Source organism: Streptomyces sp. Ncost-T10-10d (assembly GCF_900091955.1).
Taxonomy (GTDB): Bacteria; Actinomycetota; Actinomycetes; order Streptomycetales; family Streptomycetaceae; genus Streptomyces.
The window spans coordinates 1-24,176 of the sequence record NZ_FMDF01000026.1; the positions used below are offsets into that span (position 1 = coordinate 1).

At 69.6% G+C, this 24,176-nt stretch carries 26 protein-coding genes; 20 read left to right on the forward strand and 6 right to left on the reverse strand.

Going from position 1 to position 24,176, the window contains the following annotated elements; translation table 11 throughout:
* The 7 genes from GA0115254_RS44140 to GA0115254_RS02095 all read left to right on the forward strand — a co-directional run.
* The coding region (locus GA0115254_RS44140; RefSeq protein WP_176739943.1) for a hypothetical protein at positions 1-190 on the forward strand (190 nt) is incomplete at its 5' end.
* Positions 187-1,545 (forward strand): DUF6002 family protein, encoded by a 1,359-nt coding sequence (locus GA0115254_RS02070; RefSeq protein WP_093893526.1) that lies wholly within the window; start codon positions 187-189, stop codon positions 1,543-1,545. The genes GA0115254_RS44140 and GA0115254_RS02070, both read left to right, overlap by 4 nt.
* Before the next feature lie 224 nt (positions 1,546-1,769).
* The gene (argC, locus tag GA0115254_RS02075; protein WP_093893527.1) at positions 1,770-2,798 is read left to right on the forward strand and encodes an N-acetyl-gamma-glutamyl-phosphate reductase; all 1,029 of its coding nucleotides are present in this window, start codon (positions 1,770-1,772) and stop codon (positions 2,796-2,798) included.
* The gene (gene argJ, locus GA0115254_RS02080; RefSeq protein WP_093893528.1) at positions 2,795-3,949 is read left to right on the forward strand and encodes a bifunctional glutamate N-acetyltransferase/amino-acid acetyltransferase ArgJ; all 1,155 of its coding nucleotides are present in this window, start codon (positions 2,795-2,797) and stop codon (positions 3,947-3,949) included. Before argC ends, argJ begins: the two co-directional genes overlap by 4 nt.
* On the forward strand, positions 3,946-4,860 hold the full coding sequence (argB, locus tag GA0115254_RS02085) for an acetylglutamate kinase (RefSeq protein ID WP_093893529.1): 915 nt from the start codon (positions 3,946-3,948) through the stop codon (positions 4,858-4,860). Before argJ ends, argB begins: the two co-directional genes overlap by 4 nt.
* Positions 4,857-6,053: an acetylornithine transaminase gene (locus tag GA0115254_RS02090; protein WP_093893530.1), complete on the forward strand. Its 1,197-nt coding sequence runs from the start codon at positions 4,857-4,859 to the stop codon at positions 6,051-6,053. The genes argB and GA0115254_RS02090 overlap by 4 nt, the downstream gene beginning before the upstream one ends.
* Before the next feature lie 10 nt (positions 6,054-6,063).
* Complete coding sequence (locus GA0115254_RS02095) at positions 6,064-6,600, forward strand: arginine repressor (protein ID WP_093893531.1); 537 nt, start codon at positions 6,064-6,066, stop codon at positions 6,598-6,600.
* A gap of 22 nt (positions 6,601-6,622) precedes the next feature.
* Here the strand turns inward: GA0115254_RS02095 and GA0115254_RS02100 are convergent, their stop codons facing one another.
* Together GA0115254_RS02100 and GA0115254_RS02105 are read right to left on the reverse strand one after the other, a co-directional pair.
* The gene (locus GA0115254_RS02100; RefSeq protein WP_093893532.1) at positions 6,623-7,324 is read right to left on the reverse strand and encodes a L,D-transpeptidase family protein; all 702 of its coding nucleotides are present in this window, start codon (positions 7,322-7,324) and stop codon (positions 6,623-6,625) included.
* A gap of 62 nt (positions 7,325-7,386) precedes the next feature.
* Positions 7,387-7,980 carry a pyridoxamine 5'-phosphate oxidase family protein gene (locus GA0115254_RS02105; protein ID WP_093893549.1) on the reverse strand — a complete coding sequence of 198 codons (594 nt, stop codon included), beginning with the start codon at positions 7,978-7,980 and terminating at the stop codon, positions 7,387-7,389.
* A 503-nt stretch (positions 7,981-8,483) separates the two neighbouring features.
* Here GA0115254_RS02105 and GA0115254_RS02110 point away from each other — a divergent pair.
* From GA0115254_RS02110 to GA0115254_RS02125, 4 genes are all read left to right on the forward strand, one after another.
* Positions 8,484-9,680: an argininosuccinate synthase gene (locus tag GA0115254_RS02110; protein WP_093893533.1), complete on the forward strand. Its 1,197-nt coding sequence runs from the start codon at positions 8,484-8,486 to the stop codon at positions 9,678-9,680.
* Positions 9,681-9,789: 109 nt separating this feature from the next.
* The gene (gene argH / locus GA0115254_RS02115; RefSeq protein ID WP_093893534.1) at positions 9,790-11,223 is read left to right on the forward strand and encodes an argininosuccinate lyase; all 1,434 of its coding nucleotides are present in this window, start codon (positions 9,790-9,792) and stop codon (positions 11,221-11,223) included.
* Positions 11,224-11,348: 125 nt separating this feature from the next.
* A complete protein-coding gene (locus GA0115254_RS02120) occupies positions 11,349-12,359 on the forward strand; it encodes an aldo/keto reductase (RefSeq protein WP_093893535.1) in 1,011 nt (336 codons plus the stop codon).
* Between the two features lie 102 nt (positions 12,360-12,461).
* Positions 12,462-13,361, forward strand: a complete 900-nt coding sequence (locus GA0115254_RS02125) for a sigma-70 family RNA polymerase sigma factor (RefSeq protein WP_093893536.1) — start codon at positions 12,462-12,464, stop codon at positions 13,359-13,361.
* A gap of 27 nt (positions 13,362-13,388) precedes the next feature.
* On the opposite strand, the gene GA0115254_RS02130 is transcribed toward GA0115254_RS02125, so the two are convergent.
* Entirely contained in the window at positions 13,389-13,913 is a 525-nt protein-coding gene (locus tag GA0115254_RS02130) for an HAD domain-containing protein (RefSeq protein ID WP_093893537.1), read from the reverse strand.
* A gap of 82 nt (positions 13,914-13,995) precedes the next feature.
* On the opposite strand from GA0115254_RS02130, the gene GA0115254_RS02135 reads away from it, so the two are divergent.
* Entirely contained in the window at positions 13,996-14,547 is a 552-nt protein-coding gene (locus GA0115254_RS02135) for a TetR/AcrR family transcriptional regulator (RefSeq protein WP_093893538.1), read from the forward strand.
* Complete coding sequence (locus GA0115254_RS02140) at positions 14,544-16,088, forward strand: MFS transporter (protein ID WP_093893539.1); 1,545 nt, start codon at positions 14,544-14,546, stop codon at positions 16,086-16,088. The genes GA0115254_RS02135 and GA0115254_RS02140 overlap by 4 nt, the downstream gene beginning before the upstream one ends.
* 97 nt (positions 16,089-16,185) lie before the next feature.
* Here the strand turns inward: GA0115254_RS02140 and GA0115254_RS02145 are convergent, their stop codons facing one another.
* The gene (locus GA0115254_RS02145) at positions 16,186-16,857 is read right to left on the reverse strand and encodes a lysophospholipid acyltransferase family protein (RefSeq protein ID WP_093893540.1); all 672 of its coding nucleotides are present in this window, start codon (positions 16,855-16,857) and stop codon (positions 16,186-16,188) included.
* A 234-nt stretch (positions 16,858-17,091) separates the two neighbouring features.
* Here GA0115254_RS02145 and GA0115254_RS02150 point away from each other — a divergent pair, with 234 nt between their 5' ends.
* The 3 genes from GA0115254_RS02150 to GA0115254_RS02160 all read left to right on the forward strand — a co-directional run bounded on the left by GA0115254_RS02150 (position 17,092) and on the right by GA0115254_RS02160 (position 19,497).
* Positions 17,092-18,294 (forward strand): glycerophosphodiester phosphodiesterase, encoded by a 1,203-nt coding sequence (locus tag GA0115254_RS02150; RefSeq protein ID WP_093893541.1) that lies wholly within the window; start codon positions 17,092-17,094, stop codon positions 18,292-18,294.
* Positions 18,295-18,388: 94 nt separating this feature from the next.
* Positions 18,389-19,003: a sigma-70 family RNA polymerase sigma factor gene (locus GA0115254_RS02155; protein ID WP_093893542.1), complete on the forward strand. Its 615-nt coding sequence runs from the start codon at positions 18,389-18,391 to the stop codon at positions 19,001-19,003.
* On the forward strand, positions 18,994-19,497 hold the full coding sequence (locus tag GA0115254_RS02160; RefSeq protein WP_093893543.1) for a GNAT family N-acetyltransferase: 504 nt from the start codon (positions 18,994-18,996) through the stop codon (positions 19,495-19,497). Before GA0115254_RS02155 ends, GA0115254_RS02160 begins: the two co-directional genes overlap by 10 nt.
* Before the next feature lie 25 nt (positions 19,498-19,522).
* On the opposite strand, the gene GA0115254_RS02165 is transcribed toward GA0115254_RS02160, so the two are convergent.
* On the reverse strand, positions 19,523-19,960 hold the full coding sequence (locus tag GA0115254_RS02165; protein WP_093893544.1) for a hypothetical protein: 438 nt from the start codon (positions 19,958-19,960) through the stop codon (positions 19,523-19,525).
* 2 nt (positions 19,961-19,962) lie between these two features.
* On the reverse strand, positions 19,963-20,322 hold the full coding sequence (locus GA0115254_RS02170) for a hypothetical protein (RefSeq protein WP_093893545.1): 360 nt from the start codon (positions 20,320-20,322) through the stop codon (positions 19,963-19,965).
* A 92-nt stretch (positions 20,323-20,414) separates the two neighbouring features.
* Here GA0115254_RS02170 and GA0115254_RS02175 point away from each other — a divergent pair, with 92 nt between their 5' ends.
* From GA0115254_RS02175 to GA0115254_RS02190, 4 genes are all read left to right on the forward strand, one after another.
* Positions 20,415-21,062, forward strand: coding sequence for an HAD family hydrolase (locus GA0115254_RS02175; RefSeq protein ID WP_093893550.1), 648 nt, complete (start codon positions 20,415-20,417; stop codon positions 21,060-21,062).
* Positions 21,063-21,458: 396 nt separating this feature from the next.
* Positions 21,459-22,520, forward strand: a complete 1,062-nt coding sequence (locus GA0115254_RS02180; protein WP_093893546.1) for a methionine ABC transporter ATP-binding protein — start codon at positions 21,459-21,461, stop codon at positions 22,518-22,520.
* Positions 22,517-23,188: a methionine ABC transporter permease gene (locus tag GA0115254_RS02185; protein ID WP_093893547.1), complete on the forward strand. Its 672-nt coding sequence runs from the start codon at positions 22,517-22,519 to the stop codon at positions 23,186-23,188. Before GA0115254_RS02180 ends, GA0115254_RS02185 begins: the two co-directional genes overlap by 4 nt.
* Positions 23,189-23,261: 73 nt before the next feature.
* Positions 23,262-24,128 carry a MetQ/NlpA family ABC transporter substrate-binding protein gene (locus GA0115254_RS02190; RefSeq protein ID WP_093893548.1) on the forward strand — a complete coding sequence of 289 codons (867 nt, stop codon included), beginning with the start codon at positions 23,262-23,264 and terminating at the stop codon, positions 24,126-24,128.
* The last annotated feature ends 48 nt before the right edge of the window (positions 24,129-24,176 follow it).

Here is a 24,176-nt window from a genome sequence, read left to right on the forward strand (position 1 = left end):
GGGCGAGGCCGGACCGGAGCTGCACGCGGCCGCCGACTCCTGGCTGCGCGGTGAGGACACCGACTGGACGAGTTACCTCAAGGACCGCCCGGGACGGGTCTGCACGTTGCCCGCCTACCCGTTCCGGCGTCGGCGGTACTGGATCGATCCGCCGGCCCATCGGGCAGCAGACCGGGGAGGACCCGCATGACCACCGCACTCGTCGCCGAGCGCAACCTGATCCTCGACTACTACGAACGGTTGCCGCAGGCCGTCGCGGCCCTGGTGGACGACCCGGCGCCGGTCACCGAACCCGGCGCGTTCTCCCCCGGCTTCGCGCTGCCGGAACCGGACGCCGACGTCCACGGCTTCTTCGAGCCGGCCCGGGCACAGTGGCGGGAACTGGGCAAGTACGGCAGCCACCGGCTGGTCATGCTGGACCTGGCCGGCAACCCCGGCACGCATACCACCAAGACCTTCCCCTCCCTGCTGATCGTCGCCCGCGCCGTGGAGTACATCCGCCGTACGGGCGAACCGGTCATGATCTTCACGCCCACGTCGGCGAACAAGGGGACCGCGCTCCGCGACGCCGTCGCGCGGGCACTGGCCGCCGGGCTGGCCACACCCGACCAGCTGCGGATCGCCACGCTGGCCCCGGCCTCCGGCCGGTCCAAGTTGCGGGCCGGAAGCCTGACCGACGACGCGGAACTACGGGCCCGCAACCCGCTGATGGTGTACGACGGCGAGCGCGCCGAGGACGTCAAGGCGCTGGCCCGGCAGTTCACGGACGCGTACGCGTCCGACCTCAAACGGCGCCACGGCGTGAACCTGTGGTTCTCGCTGGACCTGCGCAACTACCTCGTGGCCGACACCGCACGGGCCTTTTTCGAGCAGGACGCGGATCCGACCGATGCCGCCGGGCCGCGGCTGCACGCACACGCCGTGTCGAGCGCGTTCGGACTGCTCGGCTACCACGCCGGCCGGGATGTGCTGGAGGCCGCCGGCGCGGCTCGTCCGGCGAGCCGTCCGGCGAGCCTGCTCGTCCAGCACCTGGGGACCCCGGACATGGTGCTCAGCCTGCGCCGGGGCAGCTTCGACCGGGCCGGCCTGCCGGGCTACGAGCGCGGCGGCGACGGACTGTGGCGGCAGTGGGCCGACCCGCACTTCCCGGGCGTCGCCGACGAGGTGGACGAGATCCTCGACCCGACCTTCTACACGCACCGCCCGGCCACCTCACCGGCGATGAACGCGGTCATCGCCCGGCACGGCGGCGACGGCATCGTGGTCTCGCGCCGCGAGTGCCTCGATCGCTACCCGGCGCTGAGGGAACTGGTCGCGGACCTTCCGCGGCCGCTGCCGGGCGATCCGCGCGCGCTGCGCGAGTGGTCGCTGGTCATGGCGCTGACCGGCGTGTGCAACGCCGTCGACCGCGGGCTGGTCGAGGCGGGCCGCGACGTGGTGGTCCACGGTTCCGGCTGGTACGCCGACGACGACGTGCGGACACCGGCGGAGTCGGCGCTCGTGCCGGTGTCGACGGTCGAGGACATCGCGGCCGCGGTGCTGTGAACGCCGCCGGACGATGTCCGCCCGGGGGACGGAGGCACGCCGGTCTCGCCCGCCGACTCCGAGAACGTCATCACCCGCCCCTCCCGGCCGTCGACAGCGGTGAGCAACCGGTCCCGCAGGCCCAGCAGGTCCCTCGTCGGCCGCCGCCGCGAAGACAAGTGAACAGTTCTTTGCATAAAAGTGCATAGCTGCGTATAGTCATGCCATCGACGAGGAGGATTTCGATGGTGGTACGAGCAGCAGTGGCAGGGGCGAGCGGATACGCCGGTGGGGAGCTGCTCCGTCTCCTGCTGGTCCACCCGGAGGTCGAGATCGGGGCCCTCACCGCCAACTCCAACGCGGGTCAGAGGCTCGGTGCGCTGCAACCGCATCTGCGGCCGCTTGCCGACCGTGTGCTTCAGCCGACCACGCCGGAGGTCCTCGCCGGGCACGATGTCGTCTTCCTCGCCCTTCCGCACGGGCAGTCCGCCGCCGTCGCCGAGCAGCTCGGTGGTGGGGTGCTCGTGGTGGACATGGGCGCCGACTTCCGGCTCAGGGACGCAGCGGACTGGGAGAAGTTCTACGGCTCGCCGCACGCCGGCACCTGGCCCTATGGTCTGCCCGAACTGCCGGGCGGGCGACCGGCGTTGGCGGGGTCCAAGCGCATCGCGGTGCCCGGCTGCTACCCGACCGCCGTCTCTCTCGCGCTCTTCCCGGCGTACGCAGCCCAGCTGGCCGAGCCCGAGGCCGTGATCGTCGCCGCGTCCGGTACCTCCGGGGCGGGCAAGGCGGCCAAGCCGCATCTGCTCGGCTCCGAAGTGATGGGCAACATGTCCCCGTACGGCGTCGGCGGGGTCCACCGGCACACCCCTGAGATGATCCAGAACCTCAGCGCCGCGGCAGGTGAACCGGTCACGGTCTCCTTCACGCCGACCCTGGCGCCGATGCCCCGCGGCATCCTCGCTACGTGCAGCGCGAAGGCGAAGCCGGGCGTGAGCGCCCGGACCGTCCGTGACGTGTACGAGAAGGCATTCGCCGAGGAGCCGTTCGTCGACCTGCTCCCGGAGGGGCAGTGGCCCGCCACAGCGTCCGTCCACGGTTCCAACGCCGTACAGATCCAGGTCGCATACGACGAGGCGGCAGGCCGGATCATCGTCATCAGCGCCATCGACAACCTCGCCAAGGGCACCGCCGGCGGCGCCCTGCAGAGCATGAACATCGCCCTCGGACTTCCCGAGGACACAGGTCTTTCCACGATCGGAGTCGCACCGTGAGCGTCACGGCAGCACAGGGTTTCTCGGCGGCGGGCATCGCCGCGGGGATCAAGGAGAGCGGTAACCCGGACCTGGCCCTCGTGGTCAACCACGGACCGCGTCGATCCGCCGCGGGCGTCTTCACCTCCAACCGCGTCAAGGCCGCCCCCGTCCTCTGGTCGGAGCAGGTACTCAAGGGCGGCGAGGTCAGTGCCGTCGTTCTCAACTCCGGTGGTGCCAACGCCTGTACGGGCCCGCAGGGCTTCCAGGACACCCACGCCACCGCGGAGAAGGCCGCAGAGGTCCTCACCGGCCACAGTGCGGGCGAGATCGCGGTCGCGTCCACCGGGCTGATCGGCACGCTGCTTCCGATGGACAAGCTGCTGCCCGGCATCGAGAAGGCGGCCGCCGCCCTCAGCGAGCACGGTGGCGAGAAGGCCGCCATCGCGATCAAGACCACCGACACCGTCCACAAGACCGCCGTCGCGGGCGGCGAGGGATGGACCGTCGGCGGTATGGCCAAGGGCGCCGGCATGCTCGCCCCGGGTCTCGCCACCATGCTGGTCGTCCTCACCACCGACGCCGACGTGGAGGCGCCGGCGCTGGACACCGCGCTGCGCGCCGCCACCCGCACCACCTTCGACCGGGTCGACTCCGACGGCTGCATGTCGACCAATGACACCGTGCTGCTGCTGGCCTCCGGCGCGAGCGGTATCATCCCGGAGCAGGACGAGTTCGCCGAGGCCGTACGGACCGTCTGCGCCGACCTCGCCCGACAGCTGATCGGTGACGCCGAGGGCGCGTCCAAGGACATCCGGATCGAGGTGATCAACGCCGCGACCGAGGACGACGCCGTCGAGGTGGGCCGGTCCATCGCCCGCAACAACCTCCTCAAGTGCGCCATCCACGGCGAGGACCCCAACTGGGGCCGGGTCCTCTCCGCGATCGGCACGACGAAGGCCGCCTTCGAACCGGACCAGCTGAATGTCGCCATCAACGGCGTATGGGTCTGCAAGAACGGCGGCGTCGGCGAGGACCGCGACCTGGTCGACATGCGCTACCGGGAAGTGAAGATCACCGCCGACCTGGCCACCGGCACCGAGTCGGCCGTCATCTGGGCCAACGACCTCACTGCCGACTACGTCCACGAGAACAGCGCGTACAGCTCATGACCGCGGCGCGGAAACACACCGCACTCCCGAAGGCGCAGATCCTCATCGAGGCGCTGCCCTGGCTGACCCGGCACAACGGCAAGACCGTCGTCATCAAGTTCGGCGGCAACGCCATGATCGACGAGGAGCTGAAGGCGGCCTTCGCCCAGGACGTCGTCTTCCTGCGCCAGGCCGGCCTCAAGCCCGTCGTCGTGCACGGCGGCGGCCCGCAGATCAGTGCCCAGCTCGACAAGCAGGGCCTGGTCAGCGAGTTCAAGGCCGGTCTGCGCGTCACCACGCCCGAGGCGATGGACGTCGTACGGATGGTGCTGGCCGGACAGGTCCAGCGCGAGCTCGTCGGCCTGCTCAACCAGCACGGCCCCCTCGCCGTCGGCATGACCGGCGAGGACGCCCACACGATCACCGCCACCCAGCACAGGCCGACCATCGACGGCGAACTCGTCGACATCGGCCGGGTCGGCGAGATCACCGCCATAGACACCGGAGCGATCCAGGCACTGCTGGACGACGGCCGGATCCCCGTCGTCTCCTCCATCGCACGCTCCGCCGACGACAACCACGTCTACAACGTCAACGCCGACACCGCGGCCGCCGCACTCGCCGCCGCGCTGAACGCCGAGACGCTGATGGTCCTCACCGATGTCGAGGGCCTCTACGAGGACTGGCCCAACAGCGACGATGTGATCAGCCGCCTCACCGCCACCGAGCTGGAGAAGCTGCTTCCCGAGCTGTCCAGCGGCATGGTCCCGAAGATGCAGGGCTGCCTGCACGCCGTACGCAACGGCGTCGAGACCGCCCGTGTCATCGACGGCCGGGTCCAGCACTCGATCCTGCTGGAGATCTTCACCGACGAAGGCATCGGCACGATGGTCGTGCCCGACGCACAGCCCGACGCACAGGGGGAGTCATGAGCAACCAGGAGCTCTCGCAGCGCTGGCAACACGCGCTGATGGACAACTACGGCACCCCTCAGCTGTCCCTCGTCCGAGGCGAAGGCGCCCATGTGTGGGACGCCGACGGCACCGAGTACCTCGACTTCGTCGGCGGTATCGCCGTGAACGCCCTGGGCCACGCACACCCCGCCGTCGTCGAGGCCGTCTCCACCCAGATCGCCTCCCTCGGTCATGTCTCCAACCTCTTCATCGCACCGCCGCCCGTCGCCCTCGCCGAACGGCTGCTGCGGCTCTTCGGCCAGGGCGGCAGGGTCTACTTCGCCAACTCGGGCGCCGAGGCCAACGAGGCCGCCTTCAAGATCGGGCGGCTGACCGGGCGGACCCACATGGTCGCCACCGACGGCGGCTTCCACGGCCGGACCATGGGCGCGCTCGCGCTGACCGGTCAGCCCAAGAAGCGCGAGCCCTTCGAGCCGTTGCCCGGCGATGTCACACATGTCCCGTACGGGGATGCCGAGGCGCTGCGGACCGCTGTGACCACCGACACCGCGCTGGTGATCATCGAGCCCATCCAGGGCGAGAACGGTGTGGTCGTGCCGCCCGAGGGCTACTTGGAGGCCGCCCGGGAGATCACCCGGGCGACCGGCACACTGCTCGTCCTCGACGAGGTGCAGACCGGTATCGGCCGCTGCGGCCACTGGTTCGAGCACCAGGCCCACCAGGGTGTCGAGCCGGACATCGTCACCCTCGCCAAGGGCCTGGGCGGCGGACTGCCGATCGGCGCGACCGTCGCGTTCGGTCCGGCGGCCGATCTGCTGAAGCCGGGTCAGCACGGCACGACGTTCGGCGGCAACCCGATCGCCTGCGCCGCAGGTCTCGCCGTTCTGGACACCCTGGCGGCCGATGGTGCCCTGGACCAGGTGAAGCGGCTCGGCGAGAAGATCCGGGACGGCGTGGAGGGTCTCGGGCACCCGCTGGTCTCCCACGTCCGCGGCTCCGGGCTGCTGCTGGGTATCGTGCTCACCGAGCCCCTCGCACCTCAGGTGCAACAGGCGGCTCAGGGAGCCGGAATCCTGGTGAACGTACCCGCCCCCGATGTGCTGCGGCTCATGCCGCCGCTGATCATCGGTGACACGGAGGTGGACGCGTTCCTCCAGGCGCTGCCCGGCGCTCTCGACGCGGCAAAAGGGGACGGACGATCCGGAGAATGAGGCGACGACGATGACCGAGGCGCAGGAAACCGAGCACGGCGGGCCGTCCGTGCCGCAGACCCGCACCGCACGCCACCGCCGGATCGTGGACATCCTGAACCGGCAGCCGGTGCGTTCGCAGAGTCAGCTGGCCAAGGTCCTCGCCGACGACGGGCTGAGCGTCACCCAGGCGACGCTCTCCCGCGACCTGGACGAGCTGGGTGCGGTGAAGATCCGCAACACCGGCGGTGAGCTGATCTACGCGGTGCCGAGCGAGGGCGGTTTCCGTACCCCGCAGGCACCACTGGGCGAGTCCGCGAAGGAGGAGCGGATGCGGCGCCTCTCCGCCGAACTGCTCATCTCGGCGGAGGCATCGGCCAACCTCGTGGTGCTGCGTACGCCTCCGGGCGCGGCCCAGTTCCTCGCCTCGGCCATCGACCAGGCCGAACTGCACGACATTCTGGGCACCATCGCGGGTGACGACACACTGATGCTGATCAGCCGTGACCCGGCGGGCGGTCAGGCGCTCGCCGAGCACCTGCTGCGACTGGCCCAGAACGAGCGCTGAACGGCCGGGGTACCCGCGTCCGTCAGTAGCGCGTGATCGCGGTCGGGCCCGAACGGGTTCCGATCGCGATGTGCGGACTGCGAGCCGGGTCCGCCCAGTCGAGGATCCGGTCCATCGCGGCCGCCGGTACGGAGACACAGCCGGCGGTCGCACCACGCCCGTCGACGTGGAGGAAGATGCCCGCGCCACGTCCCCGTACCGGCCGCTCGTAGTTGAATCCGATGACGAGCGCGCGGGCGTACTGCGTCGGATATGCGGCCAGGTGCTCCGACTCACCGGCCCGGCAGTCCGCGGGCCGCGGTTCCACCCAGCGGTTGTAGTCCCGTGCCTCGGTGTCCTCGCACCACCACGACCGGCTGTTGACCCGGCGGTACGGGTATACGGTGCCGGCCGGTGCCGCCTTGACTCCGAAGGCGTACGGCAGGTCGTACAGGCCGGTGGGCGTGGTGTCGGTGCCCTGCTTGCGCGACGTCCCCTCGGCCAGGCCCTTCGCACCGAACCGGGCCGGTGCGGACCCGCCCTTCACCCAGATGCCCCGGCGCAGATTCCACCAGGTGACGGTGCCCGTCGTGGAACCGGTCGCCGAGGCCTCGGCCGTGAGCAACTGGGTACCACCGCCGGTGTCGGCCATCCGCCCCGGGAGAGTGGGCGCCCCGGCGGGCCGGGCCGCGACCGAGCCCGCCAGCGCGAGCAGTGCCGAACCGATCACCAGAGATCTGCGCATGTCCCGGACGCTAGACCGTCCGGAGGCGTGTCACCCCCGGACCTGCTCCCTACGGCTCGATCTCATTCCGCGCGCGGCATGGCCGGCAGCGGGAGCGGCAGCCCCGGCAGCCCGTCGATACTCGTCGCGACGTGCTCCTTCTTCTCGAAGTAGACGCTGAGCGACGCGTCGTCCTCGCGGGCGAAGCGCTGGGCGTGCAGTGGCCGGTCCTCGTCGTACGACATGAAGGGCACGGCAAATCCACAGGTGTCCCGGATCAGCTCGGCCCTCACCACGATGATGGCGCGCAGCCCGTGCTGGCCGGGGTCCACAGCGGGGAAGCGGGCGAGCAGCGCGCCGAACCGGGGATCGTCACGGAAGACCGGCTCACCACGACCGTGCACGCGCACGATGTTCGGCGGCCCCTGGAAGGCACACCACATCAGCGTGATGCGCCCGTTCTCGCGGAGGTGGGCGACGGTCTCCGCATTGCTGCCCGCGAAGTCCAGGTAGGCCACGGTCAGTTCGTCGATGACGGCGAAGGAGCCGCTGACCCCCTTGGGGGAGAGGTTGACCGTGCCCTCTCCGTTCAGCGGCGCGGTCGCCGTGAAGAAGATGTGCTGTTCTTCGATGAAGGTCCTGATCCGTCCGTCGATACGCTCGTACGTTTTACCCATGGCGGCCATTATCGTCGCCAACTCCGTTGACGGCCGGGCTGTTTCAGTCGGCGGGACGCCGGTGCAGGCCTGCCCCGCGCAGCAGTCGCCGAGCCGTCGCACGCACCGCGTGGCCGGGTCCTGTGCCGTGCGGACGCGCAACCGCTCCGCGGGGAATCCAGCCGCGTCCGGCAGCGGCGCCCGGGTGGCCGCACGGCGCCCCGTGGGAGGGGGGCCGTACGTCGAGAGCGAGGGCCACCCGGGCCGCGGCCGACGAGGTGTCCCGCGCCGTCCCGGGCGCTGTGCCTCGGGCCGGCTGTTCTGCGGCTTGGTGGTCGCTGGTCGTCGCCCTTGCCTCCGGTGCGTGGCCGGAGGCCGCGCCCAGGCCGCCCCGGACCCTTCGAGGTCCGGTATTTTCCTCCCGCGCGCGAGCCCGAGACACCTCAGCCACCTGCACCTTTGACAAAACATACGGAGGACTGCATAGTTATACCCATCAGTGGTTGCACCGTAAGGAGAAATCCGTGACCGAGCGCGTCGTACTCGCCTACTCAGGCGGCCTGGACACCTCCGTCGCCATCGGCTGGATCGCCGAGGAGACGGGCGCTGAGGTCATCGCCGTCGCGGTGGATGTCGGTCAGGGCGGCGAGGACCTGGACATCATCCGTAAGCGCGCGCTCGCCTGCGGTGCGGTCGAGGCCGAGGTCGCGGACGCCAAGGACGAGTTCGCCGAGGAGTACTGCCTCCCGGCGATCAAGGCCAACGCCCTTTACATGGACCGCTACCCGCTCGTCTCGGCCCTGTCCCGGCCGACCATCGTCAAGCACCTCGTCGCCGCCGCCGACAAGCACAACGCCGGCATCGTCGCCCACGGCTGCACCGGCAAGGGCAACGACCAGGTCCGCTTCGAGGCGGGCATCTCCGCGCTCGGCCCCGGCCTGAAGTGCATCGCCCCGGTCCGTGACTACGCGATGACCCGGGACAAGGCGATCGCCTTCTGCGAGGAGAAGAGCCTCCCGATCGCGACCACCAAGAAATCCCCGTACTCGATCGACCAGAACGTCTTCGGGCGTGCCGTCGAGACGGGCTTCCTGGAGGACATCTGGAACGCGCCGATCGAGGACATCTACGAGTACACCGAGAACCCCGCCACCCCGCGCGAGGCCGACGAGGTCGTCATCTCCTTCAAGGAGGGCGTCCCGGTCGCCATCGACGGCAGGCCCGTCACCGTCCTCCAGGCGATCCAGCAGCTCAACCAGCGGGCCGGCGCCCAGGGCATCGGCCGGATCGACATGGTCGAGGACCGTCTCGTGGGCATCAAGTCCCGCGAGGTGTACGAGGCCCCGGGCGCGATCGCACTGATCACCGCCCACCAGGAGCTGGAGAACGTCACCGTCGAGCGCGAGCTGGCCCGCTACAAGCGGCAGGTCGAGCAGCGCTGGGGCGAGCTGGTCTACGACGGCCTGTGGTTCTCGCCGCTCAAGCGCGCCCTGGACGGCTTCATCAACGAGGCCAACCAGCATGTCACCGGTGACATCCGGATGACCATGCACGCGGGCCGCGCCGTCGTCACCGGCCGGAAGTCCGAGCAGTCGCTCTACGATTTCAACCTCGCCACCTACGACTCGGGCGACACGTTCGACCAGTCCAAGGCGCAGGGCTTCATCGAGATCTTCGGCCTCTCGTCGAAGATCGCCGCCAAGCGCGATCTGCAGGCATAGCCTGACGGAGACCTCGCCCGACCCCCAGTAGTTACGTCACCGCCTCCCCGACCCTCCGTGCGGGGAGGCGGCTGCACATCCACCCCCTTGTTCTTCCGAGGAGCACGCAGTGAGCAACGGCAACGGCAACAGCGACGTACGCCTCTGGGGCGCCCGCTTCGCCGACGGTCCGGCCGAGGCGCTGGCCAAGCTGTCCGCCTCCGTCCACTTCGACTGGCGGCTCGCGCCGTACGACATCGCCGGCTCCCGCGCCCACGCGCGAGTGCTGAACAAGGCGGGTCTGCTCACCGAGGACGAGCTGAACCGCATGATCGCCGGTCTCGACCAGCTCGAAGCCGATGTCGCCGACGGATCGTTCACCGGCACCGTCGCCGACGAGGACGTCCACACCGCGCTGGAGCGCGGCCTGCTGGAACGCCTCGGCCCGGACCTCGGCGGCAAGCTGCGGGCCGGCCGGTCCCGGAACGACCAGATCGCCACGCTCTTCCGGATGTATCTGCGCGATCACGCCCGGATCATCGGCGGTCTGATCGCCGAGCTGCAGGGTGCCCTGGTCGGCCTCGCCGAAGCGCACCCGGACGTCGCGATGCCCGGGCGTACGCATCTGCAGCACGCCCAGCCGGTGCTCTTCGCCCACCACGTCCTCGCCCATGTGCAGTCCCTCTCCCGGGACGCCGAGCGGCTGCGCCAGTGGGACGAGCGGACCGCCGTCTCCCCGTACGGTTCCGGCGCGCTGGCCGGGTCGTCCCTCGGGCTCGACCCGGAGGCGGTCGCCGCCGACCTCGGCTTCGAGCACGGCTCCGTCGCCAACTCCATCGACGGCACGGCCGCCCGCGACTTCGCCGCCGAGTTCGCGTTCATCACCGCGATGATCGGCGTCAACCTCTCCCGGATCGCGGAGGAGGTCATCATCTGGAACACGAAGGAGTTCTCCTTCGTCACCCTGCACGACGCCTTCTCCACCGGCTCCTCGATCATGCCGCAGAAGAAGAACCCGGACATCGCCGAGCTGGCCCGTGGCAAGTCCGGCCGGTTGATCGGCAATCTGACGGGCCTGATGGCCACGCTGAAGGCGCTCCCGCTCGCGTACAACCGCGACCTCCAGGAGGACAAGGAGCCGGTCTTCGACTCCTGCGACCAGCTCGAAGTCCTGCTGCCCGCCTTCACCGGAATGATGGCCACGCTCACCGTCAACCGCGAGCGCATGGAGGAGCTGGCCCCGGCCGGCTTCTCGCTCGCCACCGACATCGCCGAGTGGCTGGTCAAGCAGGGCGTGCCGTTCCGTGTCGCGCACGAGGTCGCGGGCGAGTGCGTCAAGGAGTGCGAGCAGCAGGGCATCGAGCTCGACGAGCTGACCGACGAGCAGTTCGCGAAGATCTCCGAGCACCTCACCCCCGAGGTCCGCACGGTCCTCAATGTGGCCGGCGCGCTCGCCTCCCGCAGCGGCCGCGGCGGTACGGCCCCGTCGGCCGTGGCCGTACAGCTGACCGAGGTCAAGGCCGACCTCGCCGTCCAGCAGGCGTGGGCCACCGCGAAGAACTGACGGCGCGGAACCGGCAGCGCCGAAGGTGAATCGAGGCGGGGAGCGGCTGTACGCTCCCCGCCTTCCGGTTTTCCCGAGCTGGGTTACGTTGACGGGGAGCGCACCCGATCGACGAGGAGCCCACGATGCCTTTCGCCCTTCCCCGAGCTCTCGGCTTCGCTCGACCCGGGGAGGCCCCATCGGCCACAGCGACTACCCCGACCGCCCACATCGGCCTGGGCCTGGCAGCGGTCGGCAGGCCCGGCTACATCAACCTCCACCGCGACCGTGATCTGCCCGGTGTCCGCAGTGTCGAGGCGCTGCGCGAGCGCACCCACGAGCTGCTGGATGCCGCCTATGCCCAGGGCGTCCGCTACTTCGACGCGGCCCGCTCCTACGGCCGTTCGGAGGAGTTCCTCGCCGAGTGGCTGACGGCGCACCCGGAAGTGCGCGATGTCGTCATCGGGAGCAAGTGGGGCTACACCTACACCGCCGACTGGAGCGTCGAAGCCGAGGCGCACGAGGTCAAGGACCACAGCCTCGCCACGTTCGAACGCCAGCGCGCAGAGACCGACGCGCTGCTCGGTGAACGCCTCGACCTCTACCAGATCCACTCGGTGACCGCCGACAGCCCGGCCCTCACCGACAAGGACCTGCACGCACGGCTCGCCGCACTCGCCGCGGAGGGGGTCGGTGTCGGCCTGTCCACCAGCGGACCCGCCCAGGCCGACGCCATCCGGGCCGCTCTGGCCGTCACGGTCGACGGCGAGCCGCTCTTCCGTACGGTCCAGGCCACCTACAACGCCCTGGAGACCTCGGCCGGAGCGGCGCTCGCCGAGGCCCATGGAGCCGGGCTCACCGTGATCGTCAAGGAAGCCATGGCCAACGGCCGGCTCGCCGGAACGGAAGCTCCCGCCGTTGTCCAGGAGATCGCCGCCGAAGCCGGCCCGGGCAGTGACGCGATCGCCCTGGCGCTCGTACTGCACCAGCCGTGGGCCGGTGTGGTGCTCTCCGGTGCGGCGACCGTCGACCAGCTCGCCGGAAACCTGCACGCGGCCGTCGTCGACCTCGACGAGGAGCAGCGCGCCCGGCTCGACGCGCTCGTGGAGGAGCCGGGAGCGTACTGGCGTCATCGTGCCGGGCTGCCGTGGAGCTGAGCGGGCGCGCCCGGCGCCGGTGAAGCGGCTCCGATCCACCTGTCACATCCACGAGATCCGGTTCGTCATCACATCGACGGAACACTACGGAGGAATGTGACTGTGGACGGAACCGAGTTCCTGGCCGAACGCTTCGAGGAGAACCGGACCCAGCTGAAGGCCGTGGCCTACCGGATGCTCGGCTCGGCGAGCGAGGCGGAGGACGCCGTCCAGGAAGCCTGGATCCGGCTCAGCCGCTCCGACGGCCGGGCGATCGAGAACCTGGGCGGCTGGCTCACGACGGTCGTCGGGCGGCTGTGTCTGGACATGCTCCGCTCCCGCCGCTCCCGCCGCGAGGCGCCCCTCGACACACAGGCACCCGAGGCACACGTCCCCGAACCGGTGCTCGGCGCACGGCCGGACGCCGATCCCGAGCAGCAGGCCCTGATGGCCGACTCGGTCGGTCTCGCGATGCTGGTCGTCCTCGAAACGCTCGACCCCGCCGAGCGGCTCGCCTTCGTACTGCACGACATGTTCGCCGTGCCCTTCGACGAGATCGCCCGCATCGTGGACCGCACCCCGGCCGCGGCCCGGCAGCTCGCCAGCCGGGCCCGTCGCCGGGTGCAGGGGGTGGACCCGGATCCGGACCCCGATCTCGCCCGCAAGCGCGAGGTCGTCGACGCCTTCCTGGCCGCCGCGCACGACGGTGACTTCGAGGCCCTCGTCGCCGTGCTCGACCCGGACGTGGTGGTGCGCTCCGACTTCGGCGCCGGTGGTGTCGGAGCGCCGTCCCTGGTGCGGGGCGCCGCGGTCGTGGCCCGTCAGGCGATGATGTTCGCGCCGTTCGCCCAGTCGTCGCAGCGGGCACTGGCCGACGGGAACCCGGCCGTCATCTCCACGCGCGAGGGCCGGCGGTTCTCGGTCATGATCTTCACGATCGCGCGGGGCAAGGTCGTCGAGATGAACGTGATCAACGACCCGGCCCGCCTTCCCGACCTGGATCTGACCGTCCTCAACGACTGACCTCGGGCGGGCGGCCGTACTGCGGGCTCAGTGTCCGCCGCCCCGGCGGCCGTCCGCCCATTCGGCCAGTTTCTCGAAATCGGCCGGCAGGAGTCCGATCCGCGGGTCGATCCACATCAGCAGCGTCTCGGCCGTCCCCTGTCCCGAGATCCACTCCCGGTCCTGCTCGGCGATCTCGTCGTCGACCCAGGCGAACGGCCGGCCGGCCGCGTACTCCACGATGTACTGCGTCTTCCAGTACGTACCGTCCGGTGCGCCGCCATAATTCGACGGCCAGTCGATGTACGGCAGCGGGGGCAGCCCGAGCCGCGGCCCGATCCACTCGTTGGCCTCGTCCTTCCAGGTCGTCGCCCAGACCAGTTCGTAACGGCCGGCGAGGGCGAGCAGCGCCCGGCCGTGTTCCGGGTTGAGCAGGACGGGCAGCGGTGTCCCGTAGTCCCACCCCGTCGGCCGCATCAGATACAGCTCATAGCCGTACGGGACCCGGCGGCACATCAGTGCCGCGTACGGATTGAGCGGACCGTCGATGTCGATCAGCAAAAGCGGCTTCATGACGACATCGTCCTCTCTCCCCTCCGCGGAGACAGACACCCTCGTTGAGACATTTGTGTCTCATATGGTTTATCGTTGTCTCATGACTGTCGACCGTGAGCAGGTGCTGCGCAGCGCCGCCGCACTGCTGACCCGTAAATCGACCGCCACCATGGATGAGGTCGCCAGAGCCGCAGGCATCGGACGCGCCACCCTGCACCGGCACTTCGCCGGACGGGATGCCCTGGTCAAAGCGTTGGAGAGCCTGGGGATCCAGGAGTTCGAAGCGGCCCTGGACGCCGCCGCGCTCGACGAGGGCAGCTGTGAGGAGGCGCTGCGCCGATTTGTTGTGGCCGTCGAGCCGAGCGCCGGACTGCTTTCCTTCCTCGTCACCGAGAACCAGCTCTTCGAGGGCGACGAGGTGAACGAAGGCTGGAACCGGCTCGACGCCCGGGTCTCCGCCTTCTTCCGGCGCGGCCAGGAACGCGGTGAGATCCGGATCGACCTCACCCCCGCCTGGCTGACCGAGGCCCTCTACGGGCTCATCTCCGCCGGCGCCTGGACCGTCCAGGTGGGCCGGGTCGCCGGGCAGGACTTCCAGTACATGATCGTCGAGTTGCTGCTCGGCGGTGCACGCCGGAGCGTGGAGCAATGAGCAGTCTCGAACAGCGCGTGGAAACCTCTCAGGAGCTGCGCCGTCCGGGGCGGTGGATCGCCCTGGCCGTCCTCGTCCTCGCCGTGCTGCTCGTGGCCGTGGACGCCACGGTCCTCGGCCTCGCCACCCCCTTCCTCACGGAGGACCTCAAGCCGTCCGGCACCCAACTGCTCTGGATCGGCGACGTCTACTCCTTCGTCATCGCCGGGCTCCTCGTCTCCATGGGCAGCCTCGGTGACCGCATCGGCCGCAAGAAGCTGCTGCTGACCGGCGCCGTCGCCTTCGGCGCGGTATCCGTGCTCAACGCGTACGCGAGCACGCCCGAGATGATGATCCTGGCGCGGGCGCTGCTCGGTGTCGCCGGTGCCACCCTGATGCCGTCCACGCTCGCCCTGATCCGCAACCTCTTCCACGATCCGCGCGAGCGCAGCCTCGCCATCGGTATCTGGGGAGCCATGGCCTCCGCGGGCGCGGCCGTCGGCCCTGTCGTCGGCGGCTTCCTCCTGGAGCACTTCTGGTGGGGCTCGGTCTTCCTGATCAACCTGCCGGTCATGGCCGTCCTCGTGGTCGTCGGCATCAAAATGATCCCCGAGTCGAAGAACCCGGCACCGGGCCCGTGGGACCTCGTCAGCGTGGCGCTCTCCTTCATCGGAATGATCGGAGTCGTATACGCCGTCAAGGAGCTGGCCGCGCACGGCGCGAGCTGGGAGGCCGCCGTCGCGGGCATCGGCGGCCTGGCCGCCCTCTGCTGGTTCGTGCGCAGACAACTCACGCTCCCCGCACCGCTGCTGGACATGCGGCTCTTCCACCACCGGGGCTTCTCGGGTGCGGTTCTCGCCGATCTGCTGACCATCCTCGGCCTCTCCGGGCTCGTCTTCTTCCTCTCCCAGTTCCTGCAACTGGTACAGGGGCGAGGGCCGCTGGAGGCGGGGCTCGCCGAACTGCCCGCGGCCGTCGGTGCGGTCACCGCAGGTCTGATCGCCGGCCTGGCGGCCCGGCGCTACTCGGTACGGTCGGTGGTGTCCGGCGGTCTCGGGGCGATCGGCCTGGCGCTCGCCGCGGTCACCCTGATCCACAAGGAGACCGCCTATCCGCTGATCGGTGCGGTGCTGCTGGTCGTCGGCGTCGGTGCGGGCTTCGCCTTCACCGTCACCTCCGATGTGATCCTCTCCAGCGTCCCGAAGGAGCAGGCAGGCTCCGCGGGCGCGGTCTCCGAGACGGCGTACGAACTCGGCGCGGCCCTCGGTATCGCCCTGCTCGGCTCCATCGTCACCGGTGTCTACCAGGACTTCGCCACCCCGAGGGGCGTCCCGTCCGCCAACGCGGCAGCGGCCCATGAGTCGCTGGGCGGCGCCGTCGAAGCGGCCCACGGCCTTCCGGCGCAGCAGGCGAGCGCGCTGGTCTCCGCGGCACAGGAGTCGTTCGTCGACGGACTGCGGCTCGCGGCGGGTGTCGGCGCGGCGGTCCTGCTGGCGACGGCCGTCGCCGCCTGGTTCCTGTTGCGCGGCCAGAAGCTGGAGGACGGCATCGTCCACCAGTAGCTGCCCTCGGCCTGGGCCGTACGCGTGGTGACGACATACGGAAGGACCCGTACCACCGACCGGGGTACGGGCCCTTCCGCATATCCTGCGCGTCAGCTCACGCGGCCTTGGCCTTCGTCGCATACATGTCGACGTACTCCTGACCCGACAGCCGCATCACCTCGGCCATCACGGAGTCGGTCACCGCCCGCAGCACATAGCGGTCGCGGTCCATGCCCTCGTAGCGGGAGAACTCCATCGGAGCACCGAAGCGGACCGTCACCTTGCCGGGACGGGGCAGACCGGCACCACCGGGCTGCAGCTTGTCCGTACCGATCATCGCGAACGGCACCACCGGTGCACCCGTCATCAGCGTCAGCCGGGCGATGCCCGTACGGCCCCGGTAGAGGCGGCCGTCGGGGGAGCGGGTGCCCTCCGGGTAGATGGCGAACGCCTTGCCCTCCTCCAGCACCCGACGGCCCGTCATCAGCGCCGCGACACCGCCGCGGCCGCCGTCCCGGTCCACCGGGATCATGCCGCAGCCCGTGAAGAACCAGGCCATCGCCCGGCCCTTGAGCCCCTTGCCCGTCACGTACTCGTCCTTGCCGATGTAGAAAACCTGCCGGTCGCAGCAGATCGGCATGATCATCGAGTCGATGAACGTCAGATGATTGCCCGCGAGGATCACCGGACCGTCCCCGGGAATGTTCTCCACACCTTCCACCTGGGGGCGGAACATCAGACGCAAGATCGGTCCGAGCACTGCCTTGATGAGTGCGTGTCGGGACAACGGTTCCTCCGGTGTAGTGGCCGGGCCGGCCGGGGCGCGGGATCGTGACGGTCCATGCAGGTGAGGACGATACTCGCGGGTACTCGCCCACCGCACATCGGGTTCACCGAGTGGATACACAGTGTTGACGTGTGTTTCCGCCAAGTTCGTCCAGGAGCTGCTCCTAAGACGGTACGACTCCTTACGCTCGGGCCTCGCCCGACAGGTGCGAGACATCACACGCGAGGAGCAGTCATGACAGAGCGCGCGCAGGCAGGCCCCGGCCGCAGAGCCCTGCTGGGAGCGGGGGCCGCCGTACTGGGCACGGCCGCCCTCGGACTGGCCGGCGGACCGGCCGACGCCGCCGAGAACGCCACCGGGAACGCCGCTGGGAACGCCTCCGAGCGGTCCGGGGGCCACGGCGGGGGCCACGGCTTCCGCCTCGACCTGCCGGTGCCCACCGTCATAGGGCACCGCGGTAGCAGCGGCTACCGGCCCGAGCACACCCTCGGCTCCTACCAGCTGGCCCTCGACATGGGCGCGCACATCATCGAGCAGGACCTGGTGCCGACCAAGGACGGCCATCTCGTCTGCCGTCACGAGAACGACATCACCGCCACCACCGATGTCTCCGCCCACCCCGAGTTCGCGAGCCGCAAGACCACGAAGAAGGTCGACGGGGTCTCCCTCACCGGCTGGTTCACCGAGGACTTCACCCTCGCCGAGCTGAAGACGCTCCGCGCCAAGGAGCGCATCCCCGGCACCCGTCAGAAGAACACGCTCTACGACGGCCGCTGGGAGGTCCCCACGTTCGAAGAGGTGCTCCAGTGGGCCGACCGCGAGGGCCGCAAGCGCGGCAAGCCGGTCTGGCTGTACGTCGAGACCAAGCACCCCACGTACTTCCGCGGCCTCGGCCTCGGACTCGAGGAGCCCCTCGCCAAGCTGCTGCGCCGCTACAACCGCCACCGCAAGCAGTCGCCGCTCATCCTTCAGTCCTTCGAGCCCGGCAGCATCCAGCGGCTGGCCGGACTCGTCGCCACCCCGCGCGTCGTACTGCTCTCCGGCGCGGGCGAGCGGCCGTGGGACTTCGTGACGTCCGGAGATCCGCGCACCGTCGCCGACCTGGTGAAGCCCGAGGGTCTGAAGTGGATGGCGTCCTTCGCCCAGGGCATCGGACCCACCCTGGACCTGATCATTCCCAAGGACGCCTCGGGCCGGCTCACCGCACCGACCACCCTGGTGAAGGACGCGCACGCCCAGGGCCTGGTCCTCCACCCATACACGATGCGCAACGAGAACTCCTTCCTGCCCGCCGACTTCCGACGCGGCACGGATCCCAGTGCCTACGGTGACGCATTCGGGGCGTTCCAGGCGTACTTCGCGACGGGTATCGACGGGATCTTCTCCGACAATCCAGACACCGCTCTTCTCGCTTCGGCGGACTTCGCCGCGAAGTGACACCTGCGTCAGCACCCGGCCGGGGCGTGCCCCGGTCGGGTGGTGCTCGCCGGCTACGGCAACCGGCCGTCGGTGCAGGTGCGTCGGCCGGGGCATGACGCTTATCGATCTCGCCCCCACGGGAACCGCCGCCGGCCCTGCGGCCGTCGTCCATTCCCTGTATCCATTGGTGAGTGCCGAGGCCGCGGCCGAGGCGGCAGCCTCGGCAACGGGCGCGGCGATCGAACCCGCCGATCTCGAACAGGCCGTCTGGCTAAGGCTGCTGGAGCGGCTCGCGCAGGACCGGCCGCCGGTGGACACGGTGCGCTGGGTGCGGGACGCCGTACGGGCGGAGGCTCGCAGGGCCCGCCGTACCGCCCGGTGCGAACGCCCCTACCGTGACGAGACCTCCGCGGATCCGGCCGACTGCCCGGAGCGGATCGCCGTCGGTGCCGACGAACGCCGGGCGCTGCGCGCCGCAGTGGACCGGCTGCCCGGCCGGTGCACCCTGCTGCTGACGGCGATGCTCGCGCCCGGTGATCCCACCTACCGGGAAATCGCAGGGAAGTTGGGTATGTCACAGGGGAGTTTGGGTCCGATCCGTTCCCGATGCCTTGGATGTCTGCGCAGAATGCTCGCGGCGGAGGTTGTAGCTCCTGAACCACGGGGAAAGGAGCGTGAGAGACAACCGGTGGATCAGGTGGGCGGAGGCATGCGCACATGGGCATGAGCGTGATCATCTCGGCGGCGACGGCACAGGACGCCGAAGAGATCTTGAAACTTCAGTACCTCTGCTTCCAGGGCGAGGCGGAGCTGTACGGGAACTACCGGATCGACCCGCTCGTCCAGACCCTCGACTCGGTGCGCGCGGAGATCGCCACGAATCTGGTGTTCGTGGCGCGGCTGGGGGACGAGGTCGTCGGTTCGGTCCGTGGATCCACCGATCAGGAAGGCACCGGGCAGATCGCGCGGCTCTGCGTCCACCCGCGGCTCCGGGGACACGGGCTCGGCGCCCGGCTGCTGCGGGCCGCGGAGTCGGGACTCGTCGACGAGCGGTCGGCCACTCGCTTCCGGCTGCACACCGGCCATCGCAGCGAGGGCAATCTGCGGCTCTACCGGCGGGCGGGCTACGCCCCCGTGGGCAACGAGACCGGTCAGGACGGCGTCCGGATGATCCTGCTGGAGAAGGACGCGACCGCCCCCGCCTATGTGACCAGCGCGTAGGGCCGGTTACGCGTTCTCGCCCCGCCTACGCGCTTTTCGCCCGCCGCAGCCACATCATCCCGGTGATCGGCAGGATCACCGGGATGAACAGATAGCCCATACCGAAGTCGGACCAGACGGTGGCGTCCGCGAACGCCGAGGGCTCCACCATCGTCCAGGTCCCCACGACCAGCACACCCAGGAGCTCGGCGGCGCAGCACACCAGCGCCGACCTGCGCGCCTTCTCGCCGCCGCGCACCAGCGAGTACGTGATGAATCCGTACACGAGGGCGGCGACGGCCGACAGCGCATAGGCGAGCGGGGCCTTGTCGAAGTCCAGGATCATCTGGACGATCGAGCGGGAGGCCGCCGCGACGGTGAACACCCCGTAGAACCAGACCAGCACCCGGCCGGGACCGGTGCCGAGGTCGAAGGGCTGCTTCTCGCCGGTGGCCGCAGCGGGGGTGCGATCGGTGTCGGTCACGGTCAGTTTCCCCAGATGTCGTAGAGCCGTACTTCGAGGACGGCCAGCACGACCGCGCCCGCCGCCACCGTCACCGAACCCCAACGGGTCCGCTCGGTGAGCGACAGGAAACCGGCCGCGGGCACGGCGAGGAAGGCCCCGATCAGATACGCGATGAAGATCGTCATGCCCTGCTCGGGCCGTTCGCCCCGGGACAACTGCACGATGCCCACCACCAGCTGGGCCAGTGACAGCAGGGAGACCACTGCCATCCCGATGAAGTGCCAGTCCTTGGTCGGCTGGTCCCGGTATGCGGCGAATCCGCACCAGGCGGCGAGGGCGAGCGCGGTCACGGCGACCGCGACCGTCAGGGCGTCAAGCATGAGGCGAGGGTATTACGGACCAAACGGCCCCCTGCGTGCGCCCCCGTACCCGGAGGACATGGCCCGAGGGCAAGGCCCTAGTGTCGATGCACATGAAGATCCATGCCCAGGCCCTGCTGTTCGACAACGACGGAACACTGCTCTCCTCGATCGAGTCGGTGTACCGCTGCTGGACCCGGTGGGCCCAGGAGTACGGGATGACGGCCGAGGACTTCCAGGGCGTCGAACTGCACGGCCGGACGGCACGCGAGATCATCGCCGAGCTGCTTCCCGCGGACCGGGTCGACGGGGCTCTGGCCCGTATAGAACAGCTGGAGGTCGAGGACGCCTCCGGCGGAGTCGTGATCCTGCCCGGTACCAAGGAACTGCTCGGTGCGCTGCCCGCGCACCGCTGGGCCGTCGTCACCTCCGCCACCCGGCCGCTCGGTGAGGCCCGGCTGCGCGAGGTGGGGATCGACTTCCCCGTGATGATCGCCGCCGAGGACGTCACCCGGGGCAAGCCCGACCCCGAGCCCTACCTCCTGGCCGCCGCGCGCCTCGGCGTCGATCCGGCGCGCTGTGTGGTCTTCGAGGATGCCCCCGCCGGACTGCGGGCCGGACGGGCGGCAGGCATGAAGACCGTGGCCTTGGCCACAACACACGACCGTTCCGAGCTGGACGCGGATGTTGTCATCGATGACCTCTCCGCCGTATCGGTGCAGGTCACAGCCCAGGGCGTGGAAATCACCACGGTCGACTGAACCGGCTCGCACCGCCATCCACGGCTGTCCGCTATTCGGACAGGCGGGCCGGGCGGAACGTTACGTCTGTTTTACTTGGGCCATGACCACGACGAGCAACCGCATCCTTGCGACCGAGGCGATCACGACGCCCGGTGCTCGTTGTATGTGTCGAATGCGCGCCTTCTGAGGGCCCCCGCCTGAGCCTCGCGCCCCGAAGCGAGACCGAGCCCGAGCCGTCCGCACCCGGCGGAACGAGCCTGCCCGGGCACCGCTGTTCCGGCCATCCGCCGCATCCAGCCGTGCCGAGACCCCCGCTTGGAACGTCCGATCGAAGCGTCCAAACAGTCTCATCAGACGAATGCCCCGTGCCCGGCGGACACCGCGCCGCGCACTCGACAGTGACGGAAACCCCCTGTGATCACCACTTCGGGCCTCACGAAGGTCTACCAGTCGCGCGGCCGCGAGGTCACCGCCCTGGACGGCGTCGACCTGCACGTCCGCGAGGGTGAGGTGTACGGCGTCATCGGACAGAGCGGCGCCGGAAAATCCTCGCTCATCCGCTGCATCAACCTCCTGGAACGCCCCACCTCCGGCACCGTGACCGTGGCCGGCCAGGACCTCACCGCCCTCGCGGGCCGGGGCCCCCGGGCAGGCAAGGAGCTGCGCGAGGCGCGCAGCCGCATCGGCATGGTCTTCCAGCACTTCAACCTGCTGGACTCCCGCAGCGTCCAGCACAACATCGAACTCCCGCTGGAGATCCTCGGCGTCTCCGGCAGGGACCGCTCCCGCAAGGCCCTCGAACTCCTCGACCTGGTCGGCCTCGCCGACAAGGCCAAGGCATACCCCGGCCAGCTCTCAGGCGGGCAGAAGCAGCGCGTCGGCATCGCTCGCGCGCTCGCCGGAGACCCCAAGGTGCTGCTCTCCGACGAGGCGACCTCCGCCCTCGACCCCGAGACCACCCGCTCCATCCTCCAGCTGCTGCGCGACCTCAACCAGCAGCTCGGCCTGACCGTTCTGCTCATCACGCACGAGATGGACGTCGTCAAGACGATCTGCGACTCGGCCGCGCTGATGCAGAAGGGGCGCATCGTCGAGTCGGGCACCGTCGGTGAACTGCTCGCCACCCCCGGCTCCGAACTGGCCCACGAGCTGTTCCCCGTCGGCGGTACGGCCTCCGGCCCCGACCGCACAGTCGTCGACGTCACCTTCCACGGGGAGGCCGCCACCCAGCCGGTGATCTCGCAGCTCTCCCGTACGTACAACATCGACATCTCGATCCTGGGCGCCGCGATGGACACCGTCGGCGGCAACCAGATCGGCCGGATGCGCATCGAGCTGCCCGGCCGCTTCGAGGAGAACGTCGTCCCGATCGGCTTCCTGCGGGAGCAGGGCCTGCAGGCCGAGGTCGTGGAGCACGACGCCGCCTCCATCCCCGTACAGACCCCCGCCCCGCTCACCAAGGAGGTGGCGAAGTGACCTGGTCCGAAATGCAGCCGCTGCTCACCCAGGGAACCATCGACACCCTTTACATGGTGCTCTGGTCCGCGGTCGTCACCGTTCTCGTGGGGCTGCCGCTCGGCGTCCTGCTGGTCCTCACCGACAAGGGCGGACTGCTCCGGAACACCCCGGTGAACAAGGTCATCGGCGTGATCGTGAACATCGGCCGCTCGCTGCCGTTCATCATCCTGCTGATCGCCCTGATCCCCTTCACCACCTGGGTCGTCGGCACTTTCATCGGCCCGACCGCGATGATCGTGCCGCTCGCCGTCGGCGCCATCCCGTTCTTCGCGCGGCTCGTCGAGACGGCCGTCCGCGAGGTCGACCACGGGCTCGTCGAAGCCGTCCAGTCGATGGGCGGATCCATCCCGACCATCGTGCGAAAGGTGCTGCTGCCGCAGGCCCTGCCCTCGCTCATCTCCGGCGTCACCACCACCGTCATCGTGCTGATCGGCTACTCCGCGATGGCCGGTGCGGTAGGTGGCGAGGGGCTCGGCTCCAAGGCCGTGACCTACGGATTCCAGCGCTTCGACAACCAGTTCATGCTCATCACCGTCGCGCTGCTGATCGTCATCGTGACCGTGATCCAGCTGATCGGCGACGGAGCCGTACGCCTGCTGGCCCGCCGGGGCCGCACCGCCACCTGAGACTTCCTCTCCGCTCAAGCCCGAACTCCTTGTCCGGGCGCACCACCCTCACCACCAGAAAGAGGCACTTTTCGTGCGTAAGAACATCAAGATCACCGCAGCTGCCGCCGCCACCGCCGCCCTGGCCTTCGGCCTCACCGCCTGCGGCACATCGTCCGACCCGGCCTCCAAGACCGAGACCGGCGCCCAGGCCGACACCTCCAAGGCGCTCGTCGTCGCCGCGTCCCCGACGCCGCACGCCGACATCCTGAACTTCGTCAAGAAGAACCTGGCGGCCAAGGCCGGCCTCAAGCTGGAGGTCAAGGAGTTCACGGACTACGTCCTGCCTAACACCGCCACCGAGACCGGCCAGGTCGACGCGAACTTCTTCCAGCACGCGCCGTACCTCGACGACTTCAACAAGAAGAACAACACCCACCTCGTCTCCGTCGGCACCGTCCACCTGGAGCCCCTCGGCCTCTACTCCAAGAAGGTCAAGGCCATCGGTGACATCAAGGCCGGCCAGACCATCGCGGTGCCCAACGACACCACGAACGAGGGCCGCGCCCTCCAGCTGCTCGCCGAGAACGGTCTGATCACCCTCAAGTCCGGTGTCGGGACCGACGCCAAGCTGAGCGACATCACCGACAAGAAGGGCCTGGAGTTCAAGGAGCTGGAGGCCGCAACCGTGCCCCGCGCCCTGAACGATGTGGACGCCGCCGTCATCAACGGCAACTACGCCATCGAGGCCAAGCTCAAGCCCGCCAAGGACGCCCTGGCGCTGGAGAAGGCCGACGGCAACCCGTACGCCAACATCATCGCGGTGAAGAAGGGCAACGAGAAGGACGCCCGCGTCCAGAAGCTCGTGAAACTCCTCCACTCCGACGAGGTCAAGAAGTTCATCGAGGACACCTACCAGGGCTCGGTCATCCCGGCCTTCGGTACCGCCGCCAAGTCCTGACACCCGCACGGAATTTGTCCGACGAGCCCCGCGCACCCCACCAGGGGG